Here is a 24,876-nt window from a genome sequence, read left to right on the forward strand (position 1 = left end):
GACTCCGGCCGCGACTCCCGCATGGGCTTCCCGGCCAGCGGTTGGGCGGGTGCGAACCCGTCGTCGGCTGTAGCTTCCCGCCGAAAGCCCGCCGGGCGGCAGGCGGAACCTTCCGGCGGTTGCAGTTTGCCGTTGGAAGGCCTGCAGGTGCGGAAGGCGCGAACCCGTCGCTGGCTGCAGTTGCCGCCGGAAGGTCCGCGGTTCGGCAGGTGCAGATCCGTCGCCGGTTGCGGTTTCCGCTGAAGGTCCGCAGGGCGGGCGGAAGGCGGGAACCCGCCGCCGGCTGCAGCTCGCGACCGGAAGGCCCGCTGTCCAGCAGGCGCGAACCCGTCGTCGGCTGCAGCTCGCCGCCGAAAGCCTCCGGGGTGCGGCAGGCGAAACCCCACCGCCCGTCAGGACCCGGCTCAGCCCCGCCGCGACTGGGTGAACTCCCAGGCGTCCCGCACGATCCCCGTCAGCTCGGTCCGCTCCGGCTTCCAACCCAGGTCCTCACGCGCCCGGTCACTGGCCGCCACCAGCACCGAAGGGTCACCCGCCCGCCGCGGGGCCACCGCGGCCGGGATCGGGTGGCCGGTGACCTCGCGACAGGCCTCGATCACCTCGAGAACGGAGAACCCGGTGCCATTGCCCAGGTTGTAGATGCGGTGCTCGCCCGCGGTGGCGTGCTTCAGCGCCAGCAGGTGCGCGTCCGCGAGGTCCACGACGTGGATGTAGTCGCGCACCGCCGTGTGGTCCGGCGTCGGGTAGTCGTCGCCGAAGACTTGGATGCGCTCGCGGTCGCCCGTGGCGACCTGGAGGACGAGAGGGATGAGATGGGTTTCCGTGGTGTGACGCTCGCCGAAGGCGCCGTACGCGCCCGCGACGTTGAAGTAGCGCAGGCTCACCGCCGCCAGGCCGTGCGCGCCGGCGAAGCTGGTGATCGCCGCGTCGATGGCGAGCTTCGTGGCGCCGTAGGTGTTGGTCGGCCGGGTCGGCGCCGTCTCGCGGATCGGCGACTGCTCCGGCTCGCCGTAGGTCGCCGCGGTCGAAGAGAACACCAGCCGGGGCGTGCCGTGCTCGTGCATGGCCTCCAGCAGCCGCAGCGAGGTGACGACGTTGCCTTCCCAGTACTTCGCCGGCTCCGCCATCGACTCGCCGACCAGCGACTTGGCCGCGAAGTGCAGCACGCCGTCGAAGCCCTCGCGCAGCAGGCTGCCCGCCACCTCCGCGGCGTCGCCTTCGATGAACCGCGCGTCCGGGTGGACGGCGTCGGCGTGCCCGGTGGACAGGTCGTCGACGACGGTGACCTGGTGCCCGGCTTCGACCAGCCGGGCCGCGCAGACACTTCCGACGTACCCGGCTCCGCCCGTCACGACCAGCTTCAGGGCGTTGCTCTGCTCCGACACATCCAGGCCTTCCTGCCGAGGGTGACTGTGCCCCACAGTCTTCCCCCTCGGCGACGCGCGGGTCCGCGCGGGGGTTGCCCCGGGCGGACCCGCGCGGCCTCAGACTTCGTCGCGGCCGGCGCCGCGCGAAGGCACCGCCGTGAACATCCGCGGCCGCCGGTAGCCGGCCTTCTCGTACGCCGCCTCGACCGCTTCCTTGACCCGCTCGAGGTCGGCGTCGCGGACCAGTGCGATGGCCGAGCCGCCGAAGCCGCCGCCGGTCATCCGGGAGCCGAGCGCGCCGGCTTCGCGCGCCGAGTCGACCGCGAGGTCCAGTTCGGCCGTGGAGATCCGGTAGTCGTCGCGCATGCTGACGTGCGAGGCGTCCAGGTGCGGCCCGATGTCGGCCAGCCGCCCGGCGCGCAGCAGCTCGACCGTCTCGAGCACCCGCTGGTTCTCGGTGACGACGTGCCGGACCAGCGGCACGAGGTCTTCGGGCAGCCGGTCGAGAGCGGCGGAAAGGCCTTCGACGTCGATGTCGCGCAGCGCCTTCACCCCGAGCAGCTCGGCCGCCCGCTCGGTGCCGCGGCGGCGCTCGCCGTACCCGCCTTCGGCGTGGGAGTGCTTGGTGCGGGTGTCGATGATCAGCACCTGCAGCCCGGCCTCGGCCAGGCCGAAGGGCACCTGCTCCTGCTCGCCCGAGCGCACGTCGAGGAACAGCACGTGGGCTTCGGTGCAGCACAGGGACGCCGTCTGGTCGAGCAGGCCGGTGGGGGCGCCGACGAAGTCGTTCTCCGAACGCTGCACCCACCGGGCGACCTGGGGCCGCGTCGGGACGTCGTCGCGGCTGCCGTCCAGCTCCAGGCCGGCCAGCCCCAGCAGCGCCAGCGACACCGCGCACTCGAGCGCGTGGGAGGAGGACAGACCCGCCCCGGACGGCACGTCCCCGGCGATGACCAGGTCGGCGCCGTTCGCGAAGCCCTGGTCGCGCAGCACCCAGGCGACGCCCGCCGGGTACGCGGCCCACCCGTCGACGCTGCCCGGCGCCAGGTCGGCGATCTTGAGCTCGCCGGAGCGCTGGAGCTGGCCGTCGTCACCCAAGGTGGCCACGGACAGCACGCCGTCTTCGCGGGGCGACGCCGCCGCGGCCAGGCGGTGCGGCAGGGCGAAGGGCAGCACGAAGCCGTCGTTGTAGTCGGTGTGCTCGCCGATCAGGTTGACGCGGCCGGGTGCCGACCAGACGCCGGCCGGCGCGGTGCCGTGGACCGTGCGGAACGCCGCCACGGCGTCCGAAGCGGGGCTCATCGGGCCTGCGCCAGGACGGCGTGCAGGGCGGAGCTGGAGACCTGGGCGGTGGTGTCCCCGCCGGTGACCTCGATGGTGCCGCCGGTGGCCTTGCCGACGGTGACCGTGCCCCCCGGCACGATGCCGACGGACTTGAGCTCGGTCATCAGCGACTCGTCCAGCTGGACGTGCTCGGCGATGCGCCGGATCTCGACGCGGCCGCCGCCGGTGCGGGCGAACTCGTCGAGCCGGACCAGGTCGGCCTCCGCGGGCGGCGCGGGGTCGCCGTCGCCCAGCTTGTCGAGGCCGGGGATCGGGTTGCCGTACGGGGAGGTGGTCGGGTGGTCGAGCAGCTTGACCAGCTTGCGCTCGACGGCCTCGCTCATCACGTGCTCCCACCGGCACGCTTCGTTGTGCACGTGCTCCCACTCGAGCCCGATGACGTCGACGAGGAGGCGTTCGGCCAGGCGGTGCTTGCGCATCACGGCGATGGCCAGTTCGCGGCCGTGGTCGGTCAGCTGGAGGTGCCGGTCGTCGGCGACGACGACCAGGCCGTCACGCTCCATCCGGGCGACGGTCTGGCTCACGGTCGGGCCGCTCTGCTGCAGGCGCTCGGCGATGCGGGCGCGCAGCGGAACGACACCTTCTTCTTCGAGTTCGTAGATGGTACGCAAGTACATCTCGGTGGTGTCGATGAGATCGTTCACGCTGTCCCCTTCGTCCGCGTTGCTCATCGTAGTCGTTGACCCCGGCACCGGCGGCGGCCCTCGGGGGTAACGCAGCGCCGACGGTTGCCGATCCCGCGGCGGCCACGGCCGCATGACTTCGCAGCAACGGTCAGGTGCCGAGCGGGGGACGGCCGGCCTCGGCCGGATCGGTAGCCGGCCGGTCGGGGGATGTGTCCGCACCCCGGTGCGGCGGGGCGGGCGGCCGCTGGAAGATGGGGGTATGCGTCCGCTGATCAGCACCACCGACCTCGCCGCCGCGCTGGCCGGCCCGGAGCAGGACCGGCCGGTGGTCCTCGACGTCCGCTGGCGGCTCGCCGGCCCGCCCGGCGCCGAGTCCTACCGGAAGGGTCACGTCCCCGGCGCGGTGTTCACCGACCTCGACCGCGTACTCGCCGCAGAGCCGGGCGAAGGCGGCCGGCACCCCCTGCCCGACCCGGCCGACCTGCAGCGCGACCTGCGCGCGGCGGGGGTGCGGGAGGGCACGTCGGTGGTGGCCTACGACGACGCGGACGGCTCGGTGGCGGCCCGCGCGTGGTGGCTGCTCCGCTGGGCGGGTCACCCGGAGGTGGCGGTCCTCGACGGCGGTTACGCAGCGTGGACGGCCGAAGGTCACCCGGTGACCACGGAGGAGCCGCACCCGGAGCCGGGCGACATCACGGTCCGCCCGGGAGCGATGCCGGTCCTGAACGCGGACGAAGCGGCCGCCCTGGCCCGCGACGGTCTGCTCCTCGACGCCCGTGCAACCCCGCGCTACGCGGGCGAGACGGAGCCGGTCGACCCGCGCGCAGGCCACATCCCGGGAGCGGTGAACGCCCCGTTCTCGGCCCACGTGGGCGACAACGGCCGCTGGCGAGCCCCGGCCGAGCTGGCGGCGAGGTTCGCCGACCTGGGCCTGCGCCCGGGCGAGCCGGTGGGCGCGTACTGCGGTTCGGGGGTGACGGCGAGTTCGGTGGTCCTGGCCCTGGAGCTGGCGGGCCATCCGGGTGCGGGTCTGTACGCGGGCTCGTGGTCCCACTGGTCCCGTGACCCGAACCGCCCAGCAGCAACGGGCACCCTGCCAGGCTGACCCCCGCCCGGCGCGCGTTGCCGGAAACGTGGTCCCGCGACCCGCAGCACGCGGCGGTCACCGTCACCCTGCCGGGCTGATCCACGGATTCGCCCGATCGGCACTAGAGTCGATCGCATGTCGCCGGCCGTTGTTTGGGATCGTGGGCTGCTCGGTTATGACCTGGGGACCGATCACCCCTTCAACCCCGTGCGGCTGGAGCTCACCGTCCGGCTGGCCACCGAGCTCGGCGTGCTCGACGACGTCGAACTGCTCGTCCCCACCGGAGCCGGCGACGAGGAACTCCTCCGGATCCACGCCCCCGAGTACCTCGCCGCCGTGCGGGAGGCGCCGCTCGTCGGGTGGGATGTCGGGCATGGGCTCGGGACCTCCGACAACCCCGTCTTCTCCGACATGCACGACGCCTCCGCGCTCGTCGTCGGCTCCACGCTGCTCGCCGCCCGGAAGGTTGCCGAAGGGGAGGCGAAACGGGCCGTCAACATCGCCGGTGGGCTGCACCACGCCATGCGGGACCGGGCCGCGGGCTTCTGCGTCTACAACGACTGCGCCGTCGCCATCTCGTGGCTGCTCGACCACGGCTTCGAGCGCATCGCCTACATCGACACCGACGTCCACCACGGCGACGGCGTCCAGGCCGCCTTCTACGACGACCCCCGCGTCCTCACCATCTCGATGCACCAGCACCCCTTCACGCTCTGGCCCGGCACCGGCTACTCCGCCGAGACCGGCCGCGGAAAAGCGGACGGCACCTCCGTCAACGTCCCGCTGCCGCCGCGCACCAAAGACCCGGGGTGGCTGCGCGCCTTCCACGCCGTCGTGCCTTCGCTGCTCGCCGACTTCGAACCGCAGCTGCTGTTCACCCAGTGCGGCGTCGACTCCCACGAGGAAGACCCCCTCGCCGACCTCTCCCTGTCCGTCGACGGGCACCGCACCATCTACGCCACCCTGCGCGACCTCGCCGAGACCTACGCCGGCGGCAAGTGGATCGCCGTCGGGGGCGGGGGCTACCAGCTGATCCGGGTCGTCCCACGGTCCTGGACGCACCTCATCGCCACCGTCCTCGACCGGGACGTCGACCCGGCGACGCCGCTGCCGCCCGGGTGGGTCACCACCGTCACCAAGGCCGCGCCGCAGGCCGAGCTCCCGCGGGCCATGACCGACGACCGCGACACGGAGTTCAAGCCGTGGGGGGACGCCGAAGACGACCCGGTCGACATCGCCGTCCGGGACACCCGCCGCGCCGTCTTCCCGCTGCACGGCCTCGACCCGGACGACCCCAGGGACTGACGATGGCCGGACGGGACCCCTTCGACTACCCCCGCGACTGGGAGGCCGACGTCGTGCTGTCCGACGGCGGCACCGTCCACCTGCGCCCGGTCGTCCCGACCGACGCCGACGGCCTGGTCGCCTTCCACGCGAAGCTCTCCGAGCGCACCCGATACTTCCGCTACTTCGGCGCCTACCCGCGCATCCCCGAACGGGACCTCAAGCGCTTCTCCACGGTCGACCACCACGACCGGGTCGCGTTCGCCGCGTTCCTGGGCGACGACATCGTGGCCGTCGGCCGGTACGAACGGCTCGACCACGGGCCGTCGGCGGAGGTCGCGTTCGTCGTCAGCGACGCCCACCAGGGCCGCGGGCTCGGCTCGATCCTGCTCGAGCACCTCGCCGCGGCCGCCTCCGAATGCGGGCTGCGCCGGTTCGTCGCCGAGGTGCTCGCCGAGAACGCCGCCATGGTGCGCGTCTTCCGCGACGCCGGCTACCAGGTCAGCCGCGAGATCGAGGAAGGCGTGCTGCACCTGGAGTTCGACATCGACCCGACCGAGGAGTCCCTCGCCGTCGCGCGTTCGCGCGAGCAGGCGGCCGAGGCGCGCAGCGTGCACAACCTGCTGCACCCGTCCTCGATCGCGGTGATCGGCGCGTCCGCCGAGCCGGGCAAGGTCGGCCACGTCGCCTTCGTGAACCTCCTGGCCGCCGCGTTCACCGGCACGGTCTACCCGGTCAACCCGGAGCACCGCGCGATCCGCGGCGTGCGCGCGTACCCGTCGGTGCTCGACATCCCGGACCCGGTCGACCTGGCCGTCGTCGCGGTGCCCGCCGAGGCCGTCGAGTCCGTCCTGGACGCCTGCCTGGCCAAGGGCGTGAAGACGCTGCTGATCCTGTCCAGCGGCTTCGCCGAAGCCGGCCCGCACGGCCTGCACGCCGAGCTGCGGCTGGTCGGGGAGGCCCGGGCGCACGGCATGCGCGTGGTCGGCCCGAACGCGCTCGGCGTCCTCAACACCGCGCCCGGGATCCGGCTGAACGCCACGCTCGCCCCGCGCCTGCCCGGCCGCGGGCGCACCGGGTTCTTCTGCCAGTCCGGCGCGCTGGGCACGGCGATCCTCGCCGACGCCGAGGCGCGCGGGCTCGGCCTGTCGACCTTCGTCTCGGCGGGCAACCGCGCCGACGTCTCCGGCAACGACCTGCTCCAGTACTGGGAAACCGACCCGGACACCGACCTCGTCCTGCTGTACCTCGAGTCCTTCGGCAACCCGCGCAAGTTCGCGCGGCTGGCCCGCCGCCTCGCCCGGACCAAACCGATCGTCGCCGTCAAATCCGGGCGGCACGCGGTCCGGCCGCAGCTGGCGGCGACGTCGACGGAGATCGACGAGGCCAGCGTGCAGACGCTGTTCGAGCAGGCCGGGGTCGTCCGGGTGGAGTCGCTGGCGCAGCTGTTCGACACCGCGCTCGTGTTCGCCCACCAGCCGCTGCCCGCCGGGCCGCGGGTCGGCATCGTCGGCAACTCCAGCGCGATCGGGCTGCTGGCCGCCGACACCGCCCGGATGCAGGGCCTGCGGCTCGCCACGGACCCGGTGGACGTCGGCCCGCAGGCCGCGCCGGAGGAGTTCGCCAAGGCGGTCCGCGAGGCCCTCACCTCGCCGGAGACCGACGCGCTCGTCGTCGTGTTCGCGCCACCGGTGGCGATCCCGGGCACGGCGTACGCGCGCGCCCTGCGGGAAACCGTCGTCGAACTGGGGCAGCGCAAGCCGATCGTCTCGACGTTCCTCGCCGCCGAAGGCGTCCCGGACGAGCTCGCCGTGCTGTCCGCCGACGGCGTGCCGACGCGCGGGTCGATCCCGTCGTACCCGAGCCCGGAACGCGCGGTGAACTCCCTGGCCCGGGTCGTGCGGTACGCGGCGTGGCGGCAACGCCCGCAGGGCACCCTGGTGCGGCCGTCCGGCATCCACACCGAGCAGGCGCAGGGCATCGTGCGCGAGCTCCTCGAAACCGCCGGCGGCCGGACGACGTTGCTCTCGGACACCGAAGTCGTGCGGCTGCTGGCGTGCTACGGCGTCGACGTCGTCCCGTTCCGCATCGTGTCCACTGTGGACGAAGCGGTCACGGCGGCGGGCGAGCTCGGCTACCCGGTGACGCTCAAGGCCGTCGACGAACGGCTGCGCGGCCGTCCCGACCTCGCCGGGGTCCGGCTCGACCTGGCCTCCGAAGACTCCGTGCGCACCGCCTACGAGACGCTGCGCGAGGTGTCCGGCGACGACGAGGTGTACGTCCAGCGGATGGCGCCGAAGGGCCTGTCCTGCGTGATCGGGCTGCAGGACGACCCGTCGTTCGGCACGCTCGTGTCGTTCGGGCTGTCCGGGCTGGTCAGCACGCTGCTGGGCGACCGCGCGTACCGGGCCGTGCCGCTCACCGACGTCGACGCCGCGACGCTGCTGCGCGAGCCGCGGACGGCACCGCTGCTCACCGGCTACCGCGGCGACGAGCCGGCCGACCTCGCCGCCCTGCAGGACATGGTGCTGCGGGTGGCCGCGCTGGCCGAGGACAACCCGGAGGTGCGGTCGCTGGTGCTGGACCCGATCCTGGCCTCGCCGGACGGTGCCTTCGTCGCCAACGCCCGCCTGGTGCTGGGGGCGCCGCCGTCCCGTCCCGACACCGGCCCGCGCCGCCTGCGCGCCATCAACCCCCAGGATTGAGCATGACCGCGCTGACCGAGCTGCTGACCCGGCACACCGGCGACCTGCCCGGTGCGGTGGCGCTGGTGGCCCGCGGCGAGCAGGTCGAAGCCGCGGCCGTCGGCTCGGCCGACGCCGAGGGCACCGTGCCGATGGCGCGGGACTCGCTGTTCCGCATCGCGTCGCTCACCAAGCCGATCACCGCCGCGGCCGTCCTGCTGCTCGTCGACGACGGCGAGCTGGCCCTCGACGACCCGATCGCGCGGTGGCTGCCGGAGCTGGCCTCGCCGGTGGTCGTCCGCACGCCCTCCGGTCCGGTCGACGACGTCGTGCCCGCCGTCCGCCCGATCACCGTGGCCGACCTGCTCACCTTCCGCTGCGGGTACGGCCTCGCCGCCGACATGACGCTCCCGGCGGTCGACCTGCTGCTCCAGGTCCTCGGCCACCCGGCGGCGTCCCCGCGGGCGCTGTCGCCGGACGAGTGGCTGGCGGCGCTGGCGCAGGTGCCGATGCTGCGCCAACCCGGCGAGGCGTGGCTGTACAACACCGGCTCGGACCTGCAGGGCGTGCTGATTTCCCGCGTCTGCGGCCGTCCGCTGCCGCAGTTCCTGGCCGAGCGGCTGTTCGAGCCGCTCGGCATGGCCGACACCGGGTTCACCGTGCCGACCGCGGCGCTCGGCCGGTTCACCAGCGCCTACCGCCGCGGCGAGGAGGGGCTGCGGCTGATCGACTCGCCGGAGGGCCGCTGGAGCGCGCCGCCGCCGTTCCCGTCCGGGGCCGCGGGGCTCGTCTCGACGGCGGACGACCTGCTGGCGTACGCGAAGTTCCTGCGCGACGAGGGCACGGCGGGCGGTCACCGCCTGCTGACGCGCGAGTCGGTGCACCGCATGACGACCGACCACCTGACCCCGGCCCAGCGCCAGGCCGCCCGGCTGTTCCTGCACGGACAGGGCTGGGGGTACGGCGGTTCGGTCGACGTCGACCCGGCGGAACCCTGGGAGACGCCGGGCCGCTACGGCTGGGTCGGCGGCGCGGGCACGGCCCTGCACCTGGTCCCGTCGACCGGCACGATCTCGGTGCTGCTCACCCAAGTCGAGCTGACCAGCCCCGAGCCCACCTCGCTGATGACGGAGCTCTGGACCCACGCGGCGAGCTAGCCGGCGTACCTGGAGGGTCGGTTCACGCACCTGGAGGGTCGGCCCGCGAGCCGACTGCCCAGGTACGCGAACCGACTGCCCAGGTACGCGAGCCGACTGCCCAGGTACGCGAGCCGACCGCCCAGGTACGCGAACCGACCGCCCAGGTACGCGAGCCGGTTGTCAGGGTTCGCGGGCGAGGGAGTTGCCAAGGGTCAGGAGCTGGTGGGTGGCCGCGCCGAGCTGGAACTCCAGGCGCTTCGCCGCCGCGAAGTAGCGGTGCACGACGTGGTTGACGTCGATGCCCACCCCGCCGTGGACGTGCACCGCCGTGTGCGCCACCCGGTGGCCCGCTTCCGCCGCCCAGAACTTCGCCGTGGCCACCGCCTCCGCCGCCGGGACGCCCGACGAAAGCTGCCAGGCCGCCTGCAGCGTCGTCAGCCGGACCGCTTCGACGTCGAGGTAGGCGTCCGCCAGCCGCTGGCGGACCGCCTGGAATCCGCCGATGACGTGGCCGAACTGCCGGCGCTCGGCCGCGTAGGCCGCGGTCAGCTCCAGCGCCCGCTCGACCACACCGAGCTGCTGCGCGCACACCCCGGCCGTCCCGCGCAGGCGCAGCCACTCGCCGATGTCGCCCAGCGGAACTCCCGGCACTTCGGACAGCGACAGCAGCGCGGCGTCGGCGTGGTCGACCGTCTGCTGCGGCTGCACCGCCACCCCGGCCGCGGAAGCGTCGACCAGGAACACCTCGCCGGGCGTGGCGACCAGGAACCCGTGCGCGAACGCGGCGAACGGCACCGCCGTCCGCGAACCGGACACCCGGCCGTCGGAGGCCGTGAACCCGGACAGCGCCACGGCCAAGACGCGTTCGCCGCGCAGTACCGGCAGCACCCAGCGGTCCACCAGTTCGGGCGTGCCGAACTCCGCCAGCGCCGACGCGGCCATCGTGATGGACGTCAGGTACGGGACCGCGGCCACCGCGCGGCCGACCTCGGTCAGCACCGCGCACTGTTCGAGCAGCCCGAACCCGCCGCCGCCGAGCGACGACGGCAGCGCCGCGTCCAGCACGCCCGCCTGGCCGAGGGCCGTCCACGCGGCCGCGTCGAAGCCGCCGGTGCCGTGCGGGTCGTGGGTGGCCTTGTCGGCCAACAGCCGCCGGGTCAGCGTCGCGAGGTCGGCCGCCGCTTCGGAAGGGGTGAAGTCCATGTGGGGTGCTCCTAGCGCGTGACGGGCAGGCCGAGGGCGGTGGCGGCGATCATGTCCCGCTGGATCTCGTTGGTGCCGCCGCCGAAGGTGAGGATCAGCGCCGACCGGTGCAGCCGCTCGATCCGCCCGGCCAGCAGCGCTCCCGGCGAGCCTTCGCGGACGACGGCGGCCGAGCCGAGCACCTCCATCAGCAGCCGGTACGCCTCGATCGCGAACTCCGTGCCGAACACCTTCGTCGCCGACGCCTCGGCCGGGCCGAGCTCGCTCGCCGCGGCCGCCCAGGCGATCCGCCAGTTGCGCAGCTTCAGGTACTCCGCGCCGGCGTGCACCCGCGCCAGGTGCAGCCGCACCCACTCCTGCTCGATGGCGCCGGTTTCCTTCGCCCACTCCAGCACGTCGTTGAGGGCTTTGCGGATCGGGGCCGACGACGTCAGCGCGACGCGCTCGTGGTTGAGCTGGTTGGTGATCAGCGGCCAGCCCGCGTTCTCCTCGGCGACGCGCGCCGACACCGGCACGCGCACGCCGTCGTAGTAGGTCGCGCTGGTCCCGGCGCCCGCGACCGTGTGCACCTTGGTCCACGAAAAGCCGTCGGCGGAGGTCGGCACGATGAGGATCGACAGCCCGCGGTGCTTCTTCGCGTCCGGGTCGGTCCGGACCGCGAGCCAGACGTAGTCGGCGTACTCGATCAGGCTGGTCCACATCTTCTGCCCGCTGACGACGTACTCGTCGCCGTCGCGCTCGGCGCGCGTCCGCAGCGACGCGAGGTCGGTGCCGGCCTCCGGCTCGGAGTAGCCGATCGAGAAGTGCAGCTCGCCGGCGGCGATCTTCGGCAGGTAGAACGCCTTCTGGTCTTCGGTGCCGTAGCGCATGATCGTCGGGCCCACGGTGTTCACCGTGAGGAAGGGCACCGGCACCCCGGCGACGGCCGCTTCGTCGGTGAAGATCAGCTGGTCGAGCATCGAGCGGTCCTGCCCGCCGTACTCCTTCGGCCAGCCCAGCGCGAGCCAGCCGTCCTTGCCCAGCTGCCGGACGATCTCCTTGTACGCCAGGCCATCGCCGTATTCGCCGCCGCCCGACCGGAGGGCCGCCCGCCGGTCGGGCGTCATCAGCTCGGCGAAGTACTCACGAAGCTCCGCGGCCAGCGCGAGCTGCTCCGGCGTGTAGTCGATCCGCACCCGTCACCTCCACCCGGTCCGGCTCGTTGTGGTGCCGTACCGGCTCCCGGCGTTACAGTAGAACCTGTTCTAGTTGTACCAGGGCTCGAGCGGCGGAGGAAGCATGGAGATCGGCGTCGACCGGCTGCTGTGCGAGGCGAACGCGGTGTGCGTGGGGCTCGCCCCGGCCGTCTTCGACCTCGACGACGAGGAAGAACTGGTGATCCAGCCGGGTCCGGTGCCCGTCGACCAGGTAGAACGCGTTACCGTCGCCGTCAAAGGCTGTCCCAAGAACGCCCTGTTCATAACCAGTTAGCGCCGTTACTCGGAGGCTTGCCTAGAACGAGAACAGATTCTACTGTAGGCGCGAGATCCAGGACTCGACGAGGAGGTCCGCGGTGAGCTTGACCGGCAGGACGGCGATCGTCACGGGCGCCGCCGCGGGGCTGGGCCGGGCCGAGGCGCTCGCGCTCGCCGCCGGCGGGGCCACGGTGGTCGTCAACGACATCGGCGAGCCGAAGGACGTCGTCGCCGAGATCGAGGCGGCCGGCGGCAAGGCCGTCGCGGTCGCCGGCGACGTGGGCGACCGGGCCACGGCCGACGCGCTCACCGAAGCCGCGCTCGACCTCGGCGGTCTCGACATCGTGGTGAACAACGCGGGCGTGCTGCGCGACAAGATGCTGTTCTCGATGTCCGACGACGACTGGGACACCGTCCTGCGCGTGCACCTGCGCGGCCACTTCCTGTTGTCCCGCAACGCCGCCAAGCACTGGCGCGAGAAGTCCAAAGCGGACGGAAAACCGGTGTACGGGCGGCTGGTCAACACCGCCTCCGAGGCGTTCCTCATCGGCTCGCCCGGCCAGCCCAACTACGCCGCGGCGAAGGCGGGCATCACCGCGCTCACCATGTCGGCCGCCCGCGGCCTGGCCAAGTACGGCGTCCGCGCCAACGCGATCTGCCCGCGCGCACGGACGGCGATGACCGAGGGCGTGTTCGGTGCTCCTCCCGCCGAGGGTGCCGATCCGCTCTCGGTCGAGCACGTCGCCCCCTTCGTCGCCTACCTCGCCTCGCCCGCGGCCGAGCACGTCAACGGCCAGGTGTTCGTCGTCCACGGCGGCACGGTCTCGCTGGTCGAGGCCCCGCGGATCGAGCAGCGCTGGCGGCTCGACGAGCTCGAGACGTCCTTCACCACCTTCTTCGCCGACCGCGACCCCGGCCGGCTGTTCGCCGCCACCGAAATCCTGGGAGAGTCATGAGGCTGGACGGGAAGATCGCCCTGATCACCGGCGCCGCGCGCGGGCAGGGCGAGGCCGCCGCCCGCGCGTTCGTCGCCGAAGGCGCGAAGGTGGTCATCGCCGACATCCTCGACGACGAGGGCAAGCAGCTGGCCGCCGAGCTCGGCGAGCGGGCCGTCTACCAGCACCTCGACGTCGGTGACGAAGCCGGCTGGGCCGCCGCCGTCGAGCGGGCGACCACGGAGTTCGGCCAGCCGAACGTGCTGGTCAACAACGCCGGCATCCTCCATTTCTCGGAACTGGCGCAGACGACGCTGGCCGATTACGAACGCGTGATCCGGGTGAACCAGATCGGGGCGTTTCTCGGCATGCGCTCGGTCGTTGAACCGATGACCGCCGCCGGCGGTGGCTCCATCGTCAACGTGTCCTCTGTGGAGGGACTGGCCGGGATGCCCTACCTGATCGCCTACACCGCGAGCAAGTTCGCCATCCGCGGGATGACCAAGGTCGCCGCGATGGAGCTGGGCAAGAAGCGCATCCGCGTCAATTCGGTGCACCCCGGTGCGATCGACACCAAGATGGTCGAGACCGCGGCGGGCGGGCAGAAAGTCGACATGTCGTACGTCGGGAAGAAGGTCGCGCTCAAGCGGGTCGGGCAGCCGGAGGACATCGCCAAGCTGGTGTTGTTCCTGGCCAGCGACGAGAGCGCGTACTGCACGGGTGCGGAGTTCGTCGCGGACGGCGGGGCGACGGCGACCCACGCCCTCAACTTCTAGCCGGAACCGGCCGAAGAGCGTAGTGAACACCGCTAACGAAAAGCGGGCACCGGGTGTGGAGAAGACTCGGGGGTGAGTGACACGGGGAGGTCTGGGTGAGCGAGAGCACCGGCACGCTTCCGGGAACCGCGGCCCTGACCCAGGTCGGCCGCCTGGCGACGCTTTCCTGGGGAGTCCTGCGCGCGATCTTCAAACGGCCCTTCCAGGCCCGCGAGTGGATCCAGCAGTGCTGGTTCTTCGCCAGCGTCACGATCCTCCCGACGGCACTGGTCGCCATTCCGTTCGGCGCGGTGATCGCCCTGCAGCTCGGCTCGCTGACCGCGCAGATCGGCGCCCAGTCGTTCACCGGCGCGGCCAGCGCGCTGGCCATCGTGCAGCAGGCCAGCCCGCTGATCACCGCGCTGCTGGTCGCCGGCGCCGGCGGCAGCGCGGTCTGCGCCGACATCGGCGCCCGCAAGATCCGCGAAGAGATCGACGCCATGGAGGTCCTCGGCGTCAACCCGATCCAGCGGCTGATCGTGCCGCGGGTGCTCGCCGCGATGGTCGTTTCGGTGCTCCTGAACGGCTTGGTCAGCGTGGTCGGCGTGCTCGGCGGCTACTTCTTCAACGTCGTCCTGCAGGGCGGCACGCCGGGTGCGTACCTGGCCAGCTTCAACGCGCTGGCCCAGGTGCCGGACCTCTGGATCAGCGAGATCAAGGCGCTGCTGTACGGGTTCGTCGCCGGGGTCGTCGCCGCCTTCCGCGGGCTGAACCCGGCGGGCGGGCCGAAGGGCGTCGGCGACGCGGTCAACCAGGCCGTCGTGATCACGTTCCTGCTGCTGTTCCTGATCAACGTCGTGCTCACCGCGATCTACCTGCGGATCGTCCCGCCGAAGGCGATGTGATGACCGCCGAACCGCTGGACGCCGACCGGACGCTCGAGTACCTCGCGCGCCCGGGCCAGAGCCTGGAAGGCCTCGGCAAGCAGCTGGCGTTCGCGGCGAAGGCGCTCGCGTGGTCGCCGCGCACGATCCGCCGCTACCGCCGGGAAACGCTGCGGCTGCTCACCGAAGTCTGCTTCGGCACCGGCGGCCTCGCGGTCATCGGCGGCACGCTCGGCGTGATGATCGGGATGACGCTGTTCACCGGCCTGATCGTCGGTCTCCAGGGCTATTCCGCGCTCAACCAGCTCGGCACGGCGGCGCTCACCGGGTTCATCTCCGCCTACTTCAACACCCGCGAAGTCGCGCCGCTTTCGGCGGGACTCGCCCTGAGCGCGACCGTCGGCTGCGGCTTCACCGCCCAGCTCGGCGCCATGCGCATCTCCGAGGAGATCGACGCGCTGGAAGTCATGGGCGTGCCGAGCATGCCGTACTTGGTGACCACCCGGGTGCTCGCCGGCGTCGCGGCGGTGATCCCGCTGTACGCGGTCGGCCTGCTGTCGAGCTACTTGGCGTCCCGGCAGATCACCATCTGGCTCTACGGCCAGTCCGCGGGCACCTACGACCACTACTTCACGCTCTTCCTGCCACCGGGCGACGTCCTCTGGTCGTTCGGGAAGGTGATCGTGTTCAGCGTGCTCGTGATCCTTTCGCATTGTTACTACGGCTTCAACGCGAGTGGTGGCCCGGCCGGTGTAGGCGTCGCGGTCGGTCGTGCGGTGCGGACGTCGATCGTGCTGATCTCGGTGCTCGACTTCTTCCTCAGCCTGGCGATCTGGGGCGCGAACACCACGGTGAGGATTTCCGGATGAGGCGCGAGCTCCGGCAGCGGCTCCGGTACCAGGTGCTGGGGCTGGTCTTCCTGCTCGTCGCCGCGTTGTTCATCGCGCTCACGCTCGCCGTCTACCACAAGGCGTTCACCCCGGTGACGCTCGTGAAGCTCGAAACCGACCGCGTCGGCAGCCAGCTGCGCACCGGCGGCGACGTCAAGGTCCGCGGCATGCTCGTCGGCGAGGTCCGCTCGGTGCTGGCCAAGGGCGACCACGCCGAGCTGGAGCTCGCGCTGGACCCGGACAAGACCCACGTCATCCCGAAGAACGTCTCCGCCCGGCTGCTGCCGAAGACGCTGTTCGGCGAGCGGTACGTCGCCCTGCAGCTGCCCGAGAAGCCGGCCGGCCCGATCGGCGCCGGTGACGTCATCCCGCAGGACCGCAGCAGCGCGGCCATCGAGCTGCAGAAGGTCCTCGACGACGTGCTGCCGCTGCTGCAGGCGGTTCAGCCGGAGAAGCTGTCGAGCACGCTGACGGCGGTGGCGACCGCGCTCGACGGCCGCGGCAAGCAGCTCGGCGAAACCCTGGCCGGGCTGTCGGACTACCTCGGCAAGCTCAACCCGTCGCTGCCGGACGTCAAGGCCGACATCACCGGCCTCGCGAACGTCGCCGGCACCTACGACAAGGCGGCCCCGGACCTGCTGCAGGCCCTGTCGGACCTGACGACGACGAGCCGGACGATCGTCGACCAGCGCGCGAAGCTGAGCGACCTCTACGCCACGGTCACCGCGGCTTCGGTGGACCTCACGAGCTTCCTGCAGGTCAACGAGGACAACCTGATCCGGCTCACCACCGCCGTCCAGCCGACGCTGGACGTCCTCGCGAAGTACGCGCCCGAATACCCGTGCCTGCTGCGCCAGCTCGCCGAGTCGGTGCCGCGGGCGGAACTGGCGTTCGGCAAGGGCACCGCGCACCCGGAGGTCAGCCGGGTCACCATCGAGTTCGCCGCCAGCCGCGGCAAGTACCTCCCCGGCGTCGACGAGCCGAAGTACGAGGACAAGCGCGGCCCGCGCTGCTACCCGCAGGTGCCGAAGCCGGGCGTGTGGCCGCAGTACCCGCCGGACGGCGCGATCAGGGACGGCTCCAGCAAACCCGCACCGCCGAAGTACCCGCCCGAGACGCTGCCCGCCGGCGGTGGGGCGGTCGGTGGCGACGGCACGATCGTCGGGTCGGCCTACGAGAACGACCTGATCGACCTGCTCGCCTCGCCCGCGCTCGGCACCGCGCCGGGTGCCGTGCCCGGCTGGGCCGGCCTGCTCGTCGGGCCGCTCTACCGCGGGGCGGAGGTGGAGCTGAAGTGAGGACTTTCGTTCCGTCCCTGCTCAAACTCGGGATCTTCGCGGTCGTCACCGTGCTGCTCACCGGCGTCCTGGCGGCCACGATCGCGAACACGAACTTCGGCGAGACATCCGGGTACCTGGCGAAGTTCACCGACGCGTCGGGACTGAAGGAAGGCGACGACGTCCGGATCGCCGGGGTCAAGGTGGGCCAGGTCGACGCGATCGAGGTCGTCGAAGGCGAGCGGAACCTCGCCCAGGTCCGGTTCGACGTCGAGCGGACCTACCGGCTGCCGGAGACGGTGACCGCGACGATCAAGTACCGCAACCTCGTCGGCCAGCGCTACCTCGCGCTCGGCACCGACGTCCCCGGCGATCGCCCGTTGCCCGACGGCGGCACGATCCCGCCCGAGCGCACGAAACCCGCGCTCAACCTGACCGTGCTCTTCAACGGGTTCAAGCCGCTGTTCAAGGCGCTGAGCCCGAAGGACGTCAACCAGCTCTCGGCCGAGATCATCAGCGTCTTCCAGGGCGAGGGCGGCACGATCACCAGCCTGCTGCAGCACACCGCGTCCCTGACGAGCGCGATCGCGAGCAAGGACCGGGTGATCGGCCAGGTGATCGCCAACCTGAACACCGTCCTCGGCACGGTCAACGCCCACGGCGCCCAGCTCGGCGACCTCGTCGAGCAGACCCAGAAGCTGGTCAGCGGGCTGGCCGAGCAGCGCAAGCCGATCGGGGACGCGGTCAGCGCGCTCGGCGACCTCGCCGTGTCGACCACGGGCCTCTTGGCCGACGCGCGCCCGGCGCTCAAGGACGACGTGGTCCAGCTCGGCGTGCTCTCGCAGCACCTCGGCGACTCGGGGGTGCTGCTCAACCACCTGCTCGAGGTGCTGCCGGGCAACCTGCAGAAGTTCACCCGGACGCTGAGCTACGGCAGCTGGTTCAACTACTACCTGTGCGGGATCACCGGCACCATCGGCATTTCCTCGCTGGACATCACGCTGCCGATCATCCCCATTCCCGGCACCCAGCGCGCGGAGAGGTGTGGTCCGTGAAGCCGCTGAAGGAACGCAACCAGGCCGCGGTGGGCGCGGTCGCGCTCGTGCTGATCGTGCTCGTCACGGCCACGACGTACTTCTCCGACCAGCTCCCGTTCTTCGGCAACGGCACGACGTACTCGGCGTACTTCGGCGAGTCCGCCGGGCTCGCGCCGGACAACGAGGTCGAGGTCGCCGGCGTCAAGGTCGGCACGGTGTCGTCGGTGCAGCTGGCAGGCAAGCAGGTGCTCGTCCGGTTCCGCGTCAAGGACGTCCGGGTCGGTGACGCGACGACGGCGTCCATCGAGATCAAGACGCTGCTGGGGGAGAAGTACCTCGCGCTCGACCCGAAGGGCGGCGGCGCGCAGGAGCCGGACCAGACGATCCCGCAGGCCCGCACGCGCACGCCGTTCCAGCTGCAGGACGCCTTCGACCAGCTGTCGACGACGGTCGGCGACATCGACACGAAGCAGCTCGCGGACAGCTTCAACGCCCTCTCCGACAGCCTCAAGGACAGCCCGCAGTACCTGAAGGACACGCTCTCCGGGCTGTCGTCGCTGGCTCGCACGGTCTCGTCCCGCGACGCCGACCTCCACACGCTGCTGGCCAACACGAGCCAGGTCTCGAAGACGCTGTCCGACCGCAACGCCCAGCTCCAGCGCGTGATCAGCGACGGCAACCTGCTGCTCACCGAGCTGCAGAACCGCAAGGCGGCCATCACCGCGCTGCTCACCGGCACCCAGCAGCTTTCGCAGCAGCTCACCGGGCTCGTGCAGGACAACCGCGCGCAGCTGAAACCCACGCTGGACAAGCTGGGCAAGGTCACCGACATCCTGCAGCGCAACCAGGGCAACCTCGACCAGAGCCTGCGGCTGATGGCGCCGTTCGCCCGCGTCGGCGCGAACGCCACCGGCAACGGCCGCTGGTTCGAAGGCTACCTGTGCGGGCTGCTGCCGCCGACGATCACCGCGGCCGGGCTGCACATCAACCCCGAAGGCTGCACCCCGCCGATCGCGGCGCCGAACCAGGGGGTGGGCCGCCGATGACCATCCACACCGCCCGCGGCCGCAGCCTGGTGACCTGGCTGGCTTTCGCGTGCGTCCTCGCGCTGATCGTCACCGCCGGGCTGTACCTGGTGTTCCGGTCGTCGAACGGCACGAAGCTTTCCGCCTACTTCGGCAAGACCGTCGGCCTGTACGCCGGTTCGTCGGTGCGGGTGCTCGGCGTGCCGGTCGGCCAGGTCACCGACGTCACGCCCGAGGGCGACGCCGTGCGCGTGGACATGCAGGTCGACGACGTGCAGCTGCCGGCGGGCGTCGGGGCGGTCGTCGTCGCGCCGAGCCTGGTCAGCGACCGGTACGTCCAGCTGACCCCGGCCTACGACAGCGGCCCGGTCCTCGCGTCGGGCACGGTCCTGCCGCGTGACCGCACGGCGACGCCGGTCGAGCTGGACGACCTGTATTCGAGCCTGGACAAGCTGTCCACGGCCCTGGGCCCGAACGGTGCCAACAAAAACGGTGCGCTGTCCGGCGTCCTGGACACCGCCGCGAACACGCTGAAGGGCAACGGCGCTTCGCTGAACTCGACCGTCGGGCAGCTCGCCGAGCTGGCGAAAACCCTGGACGGCTCGAAGGACGACCTGTTCTCGACCGTGCAGAACCTGAACTCCTTCACCGGTGCCCTGGCCCAGAGCGACCAGCAGCTCAACGAGTTCTACGGCCGCGTCGCCGACGTCAGCCAGTTCCTCGCCGCGGATTCTTCCGACGTCGGCGCCGCACTGCAGTCCCTCGGCGGGGCGCTCGGGGACGTCCAGCAGTTCGTCAACGACAACAAGACAGTGTTGGAGTCCAATGTGGACAAACTGGCCTCGCTGTCGAAGGTCCTGGTCGACCAGCGCGCCGCGCTCGCCGAGGTGCTCGACATCGCGCCGACCGGCGCCACGAACTTCATCAACTCCTACGACGCGGCGTCCGGCACCATCGCCGTCCGCGACAACCTGAACGAGCTGACCAACCCGCCGATCCTCACGGTGTGCCGCCTGATCAGCTCGTTCACGCCGAAGGAGGTGCCGGACGCGCTGGGGAACATCTGCAAGCAGCTGGCCCCGGTCCTGGACGGCGTTCTGAAACTGCCGACCGTCCCGCAGGTGCTGAACTCGCTGCAGAACGGGACCCTGCCGCCGTTGCCGCTCCCGCTGGTCGACGTGATGGAGCAGCTTTCGGGGGGTGCGAAGTGAAGCGGTTCGCGGGGGTGCTCGCCGGGCTGCTCGTGCTGGCGGGCTGCAGCGACGGCGGGTTCAACGGCCTCTACGGCACGCCGCTGCCGGGCGGCGCCGACGTCGGCGACCACCCGTACCACGTCACCGCGTTGTTCACCGACGTCCTCGACCTGGTGCCGCAGTCGAGCGTCAAGGTCAACGACGTCGCGGTCGGGCGCGTCGACAAGATCAGCCTGACGCCGGACACGCGCTCGGCGCTGGTGGCGATGACGGTCAACGGCGACATCGCGTTGCCCGCGAACGCCCACGCCGAGCTGAAGCAGTCTTCGCTGCTGGGCGAGAAGTTCGTCGAGCTGAGCGTGCCGACGGCCGAGCCGGCCGCCGGCCGCCTCGGCGAAGGCGGCCGGATCCCGCTCGGGCGCACCAACCGCAACCCCGAGGTCGAGGAGGTGCTCGGCGCGCTTTCCCTGCTGCTCAACGGCGGCGGCGTCGAGCAGATCCAGAAGATCAGCCACGAGCTCAACGACGCACTGTCCGGTAACGAGCCGGAAATCCGGGCCCTGCTGTCCCGGGTGGACGAACTCGCCACCCAGCTCGACGGGCACAAGACCGAGATCCTCCGCGCGATCGACGGCCTCGCGAAGCTCTCGAAGACGTTGACCGGCCAGACGCAGAACCTGACGAACGCGCTGGACAATCTGGCGCCGGGGCTGAAGGTCGTCACCGACCAGCGCGACCAGCTCGTGGGCATGCTGAACGCGCTGAACACGCTGTCCGGGGTCGCGGTGGACACCGTGTCGAAGAGCCGCGACCAGCTGGTCGCGAACCTGCGGGCGCTGCAGCCGACGTTGACCAAGCTCGGCGAAGCCGGGGCGAACCTGCCGAACGCGCTGCAGATCCTGCTGACGTACCCGTTCCCGGACTACGCGGGCAACGTCATCAAGGGCGACTACGCGAACGTCGAGGCGAACGTGAACCTCGACCTGGACACGCTGATCTCGAACTTCACGAACTCGTCCCAGCCGCCGATCGCCCTGCCGTCCGGGCCGCCGTCGACCGTCGCGCCGCCACTGCCGCTGCCCGACCTGGGAACGGTCCCGCCGGCCGCCGGCCCGAACCTGCTGGGCGGGCTGCTCGGCCTGATCGGCGGTGGCCGGTGACCCGCAGGATCCGGATCCAGCTGTTCGCGTTCGTCGTCATCGCGGTGGTTTCGGTCGTCTACGCCGGCGGCCGGTACGCCGGGCTGGACCGGCTCTTCGGCCACCGCGGCTACGTCGTCACCGCGCAGCTGACCGACTCCGGCGGCATCTTCGTCAACTCCGAAGTCGCCTACCGCGGGGTCACGGTCGGCCGGGTGACGTCGATGACGCTCACCGAACACGGCGTCGACGTCGCCCTCGACATCGACGCGGGCGCACCCGACATCCCGGCCGACGCGCACGCGCAGGTGGCGAACCGCTCGGCGGTGGGCGAGCAGTTCGTCGACCTGCTGCCCCTGCATAACGGCGGACCGTTCCTGCAGGACGGGTCCGTGATCACCGCGGACCGGACATCGCTGCCGCCGTCGCCGGACACGGTGCTCACCCACCTCGACGACCTCGTCGCGAGCGTGCACCCGGAGTCGCTGCGGACGGTCGTCGACGAGACGTACAACGCGTTCGCGGGTGCGGGGCCGCAGCTGCAGCAGCTGCTGGACAGCACGGGTTCGCTGACGGCGGTGGCCGCGCAGTACGTGCCGCAGACGCAGGGGTTGCTCGCCAATTCGCGGATCGTGCTCGGCACCCAGGAGCGCCAGGCGGCGAACATCACCGACTTCGCTTCCGGTCTTCGCACGATCGCCGGGCAGCTGAAGAAGTCCGATCCGGACCTGCGGCGGGTGATCGCGCAGGCCCCGCAGCTGAGCAGGCAGATCAGCGACGTGCTGGCGGCGTCCGGCACCGACCTGGGGGTGCTGTTCGCGAACCTGCTGACCACGGCGCAGATCACGACGTCCCGGAAGGACTCGATCGAGGAGCTGCTGGTCGCGTACCCGATCATCTCGGCGTTCTCGCCGTCGACGTCCCCGGACGGCACGGGCCACCTGGGCGTGGTGTTCAACTTCTTCGACCCGGCTTCGTGCACGAAGGGGTACGAGGGGACGAAGCAGCGTCCGGCCAACGACGTCTCGGAAGCCCCGGTCAACCTGAACGCCTACTGCGCCGAGCCGCCCGGGAGCCCGACGGGGGTGCGCGGGGCGCAGAACGCGCCTTATGCGGGGAAACCGCCCGCGATTCCCGCGGCGCCCCAGCAGCAGGCTTCTTCGGCGCCGCAGCAGTTGCCGGGGATGCTGAGTTTGCTCACGGGACCGTCGTCCGGTGGGCTGGGCCGGTTGCTGGGCGCGCCGTGAAGGTGCTGGCCGTAGCCGCGGTGCTGTCGGTACTGGCGGCGGCGTTCGCGGGCTGGTCCTGGTGGCGGGCGGCGTCGGACGACTCGTCCGCGCGCGGCCGTTCCCGCGACGAGGTCCTGGCGGCAGCGGGCCCGGAGCTGGTCACGTTGAACACGATCGACTACCGAACAGCAGCGGCGGACGTGGACCGCTGGCTGGCGGCGGCGACGGGCCAGTACGCCAAGGACCTCTCGGGCGATCGCCAGCTGCAGATCGACCGCGCTGGTGCGTCTCGGACGGTGTCCTCGGCCTCCCTGGTCCAGGCGGCGGTGACGGAGATCGATCCCGCACGCGGGTCGGCGCGTCTGCTGGCGGTGCTGGACGTCCGCGTGTCGACGGCAGGTTCACCGGCATCGCCCCGCATGAACCGGTTGACGGTGGACGTGTCGCGGTCTCCGTCGGGGTGGAAGATCGCCGGGGTCCAGGCGGCGGGGTCATGACCCGGGTGCTGGTCGTGGTGGTGGCGCTGGCCTTGGGTTGCACCGTTTGGTTCGGCATCGAAGCGGCTTCGCTGTCCCCGGGGGACAATCTCGCTTTGGTGGACCAGTCGGCCACTTCCGAGGTCTCGTCGTCGGTGAGTGACGCAGTGAAGGCGGTGTTTTCGTACGACTACGCGAATCTCGCGCGCACGGAGAGGGCGGCTGCGGACGTCTTGACGGGAGACGCGGTCAGGCAGTACCAGACCCAGTTCGCTGCGGCCCGGACGCGGGCCACGGCGGAGAAGCTGACCCGGACGACAACGGTCCGGGCGATCGGTGTCCGGTCGTTGCGGGGGGACACGGCGGACCTGCTGCTGTTTTTGGACCAGCAAACGGTGACGGCGAGCGGGGGAGCGCCGACGTCCTCGGTGGCGCAGCTGGCGGTGACGGCGAAGCGGGTGGACGGCCGCTGGAAGCTGGCCAACCTGACGGCGCTTTGACCGTCCCGTGATCGCCGGTACTCCGCGACCGTCGTGTCGTGCCGGTGAAGAACGACGAGACGCGTGCGCTGCCCGCTGCCGACGAACTGCTCCGGGCCCTGTTCGGGAGGGAGATCCGCACGGTCGCCCAAGGGCGGCCGAACACCGTGGCCAAGATCAGCGGCGGAGTCGTGAGAGTGCTGACCGGGCGCTCTCCGGCCGGGCAGCCGGTCGAAGTCGCCGACGTGCAGAACGGCCTGGACCTGCTCGCCGCCCGCGGTTCGGTCCGGGTGTCGGTCGAAGAGCTGGGGCACCGCAGCTCGTTCATCGGCGCGGTGCTGGCCACGCTGCCCGGGACGAGCACGACTTCGAGGCCGCCGGTCGTCACCCTGCACGAACCGCCGGACGAGGAAGTCGCGGACGACCCGCAGTTCGGCGAGCTGGACACGCTCGCCCAGGTCAAGGTCCGCACCGAGCAGGCGAGACTGCGCCGTCTCCTCACCGGCGGACAGCCGCTCGCGGAATGCGCCTTGTGCGGCATCGCTTATCCCGTCGAATTCCTCGTCGCCGCGCACATCAAGAAGCGAGCGGTCAGCAGTGACACCGAACGCCGCGACTTCCGCAACATCGCGATGCTCGCGTGCAGCCTGGGGTGTGATGCCCTCTACGAATCAGGGTGGGTCACCGTCGACGCGAGCGGAACCGTTCGCGCCCACGTGCCGGACGATCTCCCGGCCGGCGGGCTCCGGGGCCGGTTAACGGACCTGGCGGGTCGGCCGTGCGGCGCTCACTCGGCGGCTTCCGAGCCGTACTTCGCCTGGCATCGCCACGCGGTGTTCCGCGGCGGAAGCTGAGAGCCGTCAGCCGTCCCAGACTCCCGCGCCCTGGCGCAGCACCTCGACCCCGGACGGCGCCGCCACCGGCCACAGCTCCACCACGTACCGGTAGTGCTCCCCGAACTCGTGCTCGTTCCACGTCACCGCAGGCGGACCAGCCGGCACATACGAAACCCGAGCCCGGTACAACCCGGGCGGCACCGAAAAGTCCCGCTCCTGCGACGGATAATCCGCAGGCCCGGAGATCACCAACCGCCCGCTCGGAACCGCCAGATCCGCCTCCACCACGTGCTCGGCGGAAGGCGGCAACTCAGGCGGGGAAGCAACCACCGAAACCGAAGACTCGACCACGTCCGACCGGGCCGTCGCGATCGCGATCCCGCCGGATTCCGCCCCGATCCGGTGAAACTCCACCGCGGCCGGCGTCCACCCGCTGCCCGTCAGCCGCACCCCCGAATCACGGATGGTGAACTGCCGCTGGTCGGCGTGGACGACGAGGTGCACACCAAGCACCCTAGCCAGGACCCGGCCCG

Annotated in this window: 24 protein-coding genes; 18 read left to right on the top strand and 6 right to left on the bottom strand. The window is 71.6% G+C overall.

Annotated elements, in window-relative coordinates:
* Nucleotides 1-404 precede the first annotated feature (404 nt).
* The 3 genes from galE to ACLJPY_RS13880 all read right to left on the bottom strand — a co-directional run bounded on the left by galE (nucleotide 405) and on the right by ACLJPY_RS13880 (nucleotide 3,382).
* Nucleotides 405-1,385 carry a UDP-glucose 4-epimerase GalE gene (galE, locus tag ACLJPY_RS13870; protein ID WP_410588670.1) on the bottom strand — a complete coding sequence of 327 codons (981 nt, stop codon included), beginning with the start codon at nucleotides 1,383-1,385 and terminating at the stop codon, nucleotides 405-407.
* A gap of 99 nt (nucleotides 1,386-1,484) precedes the next feature.
* On the bottom strand, nucleotides 1,485-2,669 hold the full coding sequence (galK, locus tag ACLJPY_RS13875) for a galactokinase (protein ID WP_410588672.1): 1,185 nt from the start codon (nucleotides 2,667-2,669) through the stop codon (nucleotides 1,485-1,487).
* A complete protein-coding gene (locus ACLJPY_RS13880; protein WP_410568618.1) occupies nucleotides 2,666-3,382 on the bottom strand; it encodes an iron dependent repressor, metal binding and dimerization domain protein in 717 nt (238 codons plus the stop codon). Before ACLJPY_RS13880 ends, galK begins: the two co-directional genes overlap by 4 nt.
* A gap of 214 nt (nucleotides 3,383-3,596) precedes the next feature.
* On the opposite strand from ACLJPY_RS13880, the gene ACLJPY_RS13885 reads away from it, so the two are divergent.
* The 4 genes from ACLJPY_RS13885 (at nucleotide 3,597) to ACLJPY_RS13900 (ending at nucleotide 9,549) form a co-directional block, all read left to right on the top strand.
* Nucleotides 3,597-4,442: a sulfurtransferase gene (locus tag ACLJPY_RS13885; protein WP_410588674.1), complete on the top strand. Its 846-nt coding sequence runs from the start codon at nucleotides 3,597-3,599 to the stop codon at nucleotides 4,440-4,442.
* Nucleotides 4,443-4,559: 117 nt separating this feature from the next.
* Nucleotides 4,560-5,729 (top strand): acetoin utilization protein AcuC, encoded by a 1,170-nt coding sequence (locus tag ACLJPY_RS13890; RefSeq protein WP_410588675.1) that lies wholly within the window; start codon nucleotides 4,560-4,562, stop codon nucleotides 5,727-5,729.
* Nucleotides 5,730-5,731: 2 nt separating this feature from the next.
* Nucleotides 5,732-8,413, top strand: coding sequence for a GNAT family N-acetyltransferase (locus ACLJPY_RS13895; RefSeq protein WP_410588677.1), 2,682 nt, complete (start codon nucleotides 5,732-5,734; stop codon nucleotides 8,411-8,413).
* Nucleotides 8,414-8,415: 2 nt separating this feature from the next.
* On the top strand, nucleotides 8,416-9,549 hold the full coding sequence (locus ACLJPY_RS13900; RefSeq protein WP_410588679.1) for a serine hydrolase domain-containing protein: 1,134 nt from the start codon (nucleotides 8,416-8,418) through the stop codon (nucleotides 9,547-9,549).
* A 162-nt stretch (nucleotides 9,550-9,711) separates the two neighbouring features.
* On the opposite strand, the gene ACLJPY_RS13905 is transcribed toward ACLJPY_RS13900, so the two are convergent.
* Together ACLJPY_RS13905 and ACLJPY_RS13910 are read right to left on the bottom strand one after the other, a co-directional pair.
* The gene (locus ACLJPY_RS13905; protein WP_410588681.1) at nucleotides 9,712-10,734 is read right to left on the bottom strand and encodes an acyl-CoA dehydrogenase family protein; all 1,023 of its coding nucleotides are present in this window, start codon (nucleotides 10,732-10,734) and stop codon (nucleotides 9,712-9,714) included.
* Between the two features lie 11 nt (nucleotides 10,735-10,745).
* On the bottom strand, nucleotides 10,746-11,909 hold the full coding sequence (locus ACLJPY_RS13910; protein WP_410588682.1) for an acyl-CoA dehydrogenase family protein: 1,164 nt from the start codon (nucleotides 11,907-11,909) through the stop codon (nucleotides 10,746-10,748).
* Between the two features lie 103 nt (nucleotides 11,910-12,012).
* Here ACLJPY_RS13910 and ACLJPY_RS13915 point away from each other — a divergent pair, with 103 nt between their 5' ends.
* The 14 genes from ACLJPY_RS13915 to ACLJPY_RS13980 all read left to right on the top strand — a co-directional run bounded on the left by ACLJPY_RS13915 (nucleotide 12,013) and on the right by ACLJPY_RS13980 (nucleotide 24,361).
* Nucleotides 12,013-12,204, top strand: coding sequence for a ferredoxin (locus ACLJPY_RS13915; RefSeq protein ID WP_410588684.1), 192 nt, complete (start codon nucleotides 12,013-12,015; stop codon nucleotides 12,202-12,204).
* 82 nt (nucleotides 12,205-12,286) lie between these two features.
* Nucleotides 12,287-13,144, top strand: coding sequence for a 3-oxoacyl-ACP reductase (locus ACLJPY_RS13920; protein ID WP_410588686.1), 858 nt, complete (start codon nucleotides 12,287-12,289; stop codon nucleotides 13,142-13,144).
* A complete protein-coding gene (locus ACLJPY_RS13925) occupies nucleotides 13,141-13,899 on the top strand; it encodes a glucose 1-dehydrogenase (protein ID WP_410588687.1) in 759 nt (252 codons plus the stop codon). The genes ACLJPY_RS13920 and ACLJPY_RS13925 overlap by 4 nt, the downstream gene beginning before the upstream one ends.
* A gap of 95 nt (nucleotides 13,900-13,994) precedes the next feature.
* Nucleotides 13,995-14,783 (top strand): MlaE family ABC transporter permease, encoded by a 789-nt coding sequence (locus tag ACLJPY_RS13930; protein WP_410588689.1) that lies wholly within the window; start codon nucleotides 13,995-13,997, stop codon nucleotides 14,781-14,783.
* A complete protein-coding gene (locus tag ACLJPY_RS13935; RefSeq protein WP_410588691.1) occupies nucleotides 14,783-15,631 on the top strand; it encodes an MlaE family ABC transporter permease in 849 nt (282 codons plus the stop codon). The genes ACLJPY_RS13930 and ACLJPY_RS13935 overlap by 1 nt, the downstream gene beginning before the upstream one ends.
* A complete protein-coding gene (locus ACLJPY_RS13940) occupies nucleotides 15,628-16,950 on the top strand; it encodes an MCE family protein (protein ID WP_410588693.1) in 1,323 nt (440 codons plus the stop codon). Before ACLJPY_RS13935 ends, ACLJPY_RS13940 begins: the two co-directional genes overlap by 4 nt.
* Nucleotides 16,947-17,984 carry an MCE family protein gene (locus tag ACLJPY_RS13945; protein ID WP_410588695.1) on the top strand — a complete coding sequence of 346 codons (1,038 nt, stop codon included), beginning with the start codon at nucleotides 16,947-16,949 and terminating at the stop codon, nucleotides 17,982-17,984. The genes ACLJPY_RS13940 and ACLJPY_RS13945 overlap by 4 nt, the downstream gene beginning before the upstream one ends.
* Nucleotides 17,981-19,012 carry an MlaD family protein gene (locus ACLJPY_RS13950; RefSeq protein WP_410588697.1) on the top strand — a complete coding sequence of 344 codons (1,032 nt, stop codon included), beginning with the start codon at nucleotides 17,981-17,983 and terminating at the stop codon, nucleotides 19,010-19,012. Before ACLJPY_RS13945 ends, ACLJPY_RS13950 begins: the two co-directional genes overlap by 4 nt.
* A complete protein-coding gene (locus ACLJPY_RS13955; protein WP_410588699.1) occupies nucleotides 19,009-20,202 on the top strand; it encodes an MCE family protein in 1,194 nt (397 codons plus the stop codon). The genes ACLJPY_RS13950 and ACLJPY_RS13955 overlap by 4 nt, the downstream gene beginning before the upstream one ends.
* A complete protein-coding gene (locus ACLJPY_RS13960) occupies nucleotides 20,199-21,344 on the top strand; it encodes an MCE family protein (RefSeq protein WP_410588701.1) in 1,146 nt (381 codons plus the stop codon). Before ACLJPY_RS13955 ends, ACLJPY_RS13960 begins: the two co-directional genes overlap by 4 nt.
* The gene (locus tag ACLJPY_RS13965) at nucleotides 21,341-22,570 is read left to right on the top strand and encodes an MCE family protein (RefSeq protein WP_410588703.1); all 1,230 of its coding nucleotides are present in this window, start codon (nucleotides 21,341-21,343) and stop codon (nucleotides 22,568-22,570) included. Before ACLJPY_RS13960 ends, ACLJPY_RS13965 begins: the two co-directional genes overlap by 4 nt.
* Entirely contained in the window at nucleotides 22,567-23,049 is a 483-nt protein-coding gene (locus ACLJPY_RS13970; RefSeq protein WP_410588705.1) for a hypothetical protein, read from the top strand. Before ACLJPY_RS13965 ends, ACLJPY_RS13970 begins: the two co-directional genes overlap by 4 nt.
* Nucleotides 23,046-23,528 carry a hypothetical protein gene (locus ACLJPY_RS13975; RefSeq protein WP_410588706.1) on the top strand — a complete coding sequence of 161 codons (483 nt, stop codon included), beginning with the start codon at nucleotides 23,046-23,048 and terminating at the stop codon, nucleotides 23,526-23,528. The genes ACLJPY_RS13970 and ACLJPY_RS13975 overlap by 4 nt, the downstream gene beginning before the upstream one ends.
* 38 nt (nucleotides 23,529-23,566) lie before the next feature.
* Complete coding sequence (locus ACLJPY_RS13980; protein ID WP_410588708.1) at nucleotides 23,567-24,361, top strand: hypothetical protein; 795 nt, start codon at nucleotides 23,567-23,569, stop codon at nucleotides 24,359-24,361.
* A gap of 6 nt (nucleotides 24,362-24,367) precedes the next feature.
* Here ACLJPY_RS13980 and ACLJPY_RS13985 read toward each other — a convergent pair whose 3' ends face one another.
* The gene (locus tag ACLJPY_RS13985; protein ID WP_410588709.1) at nucleotides 24,368-24,847 is read right to left on the bottom strand and encodes a hypothetical protein; all 480 of its coding nucleotides are present in this window, start codon (nucleotides 24,845-24,847) and stop codon (nucleotides 24,368-24,370) included.
* Nucleotides 24,848-24,876: the final 29 nt, after the last annotated feature.

It is taken from the genome of Amycolatopsis sp. lyj-23, assembly GCF_046549135.1.
Lineage (GTDB): Bacteria > Actinomycetota > Actinomycetes > Mycobacteriales > Pseudonocardiaceae > Amycolatopsis.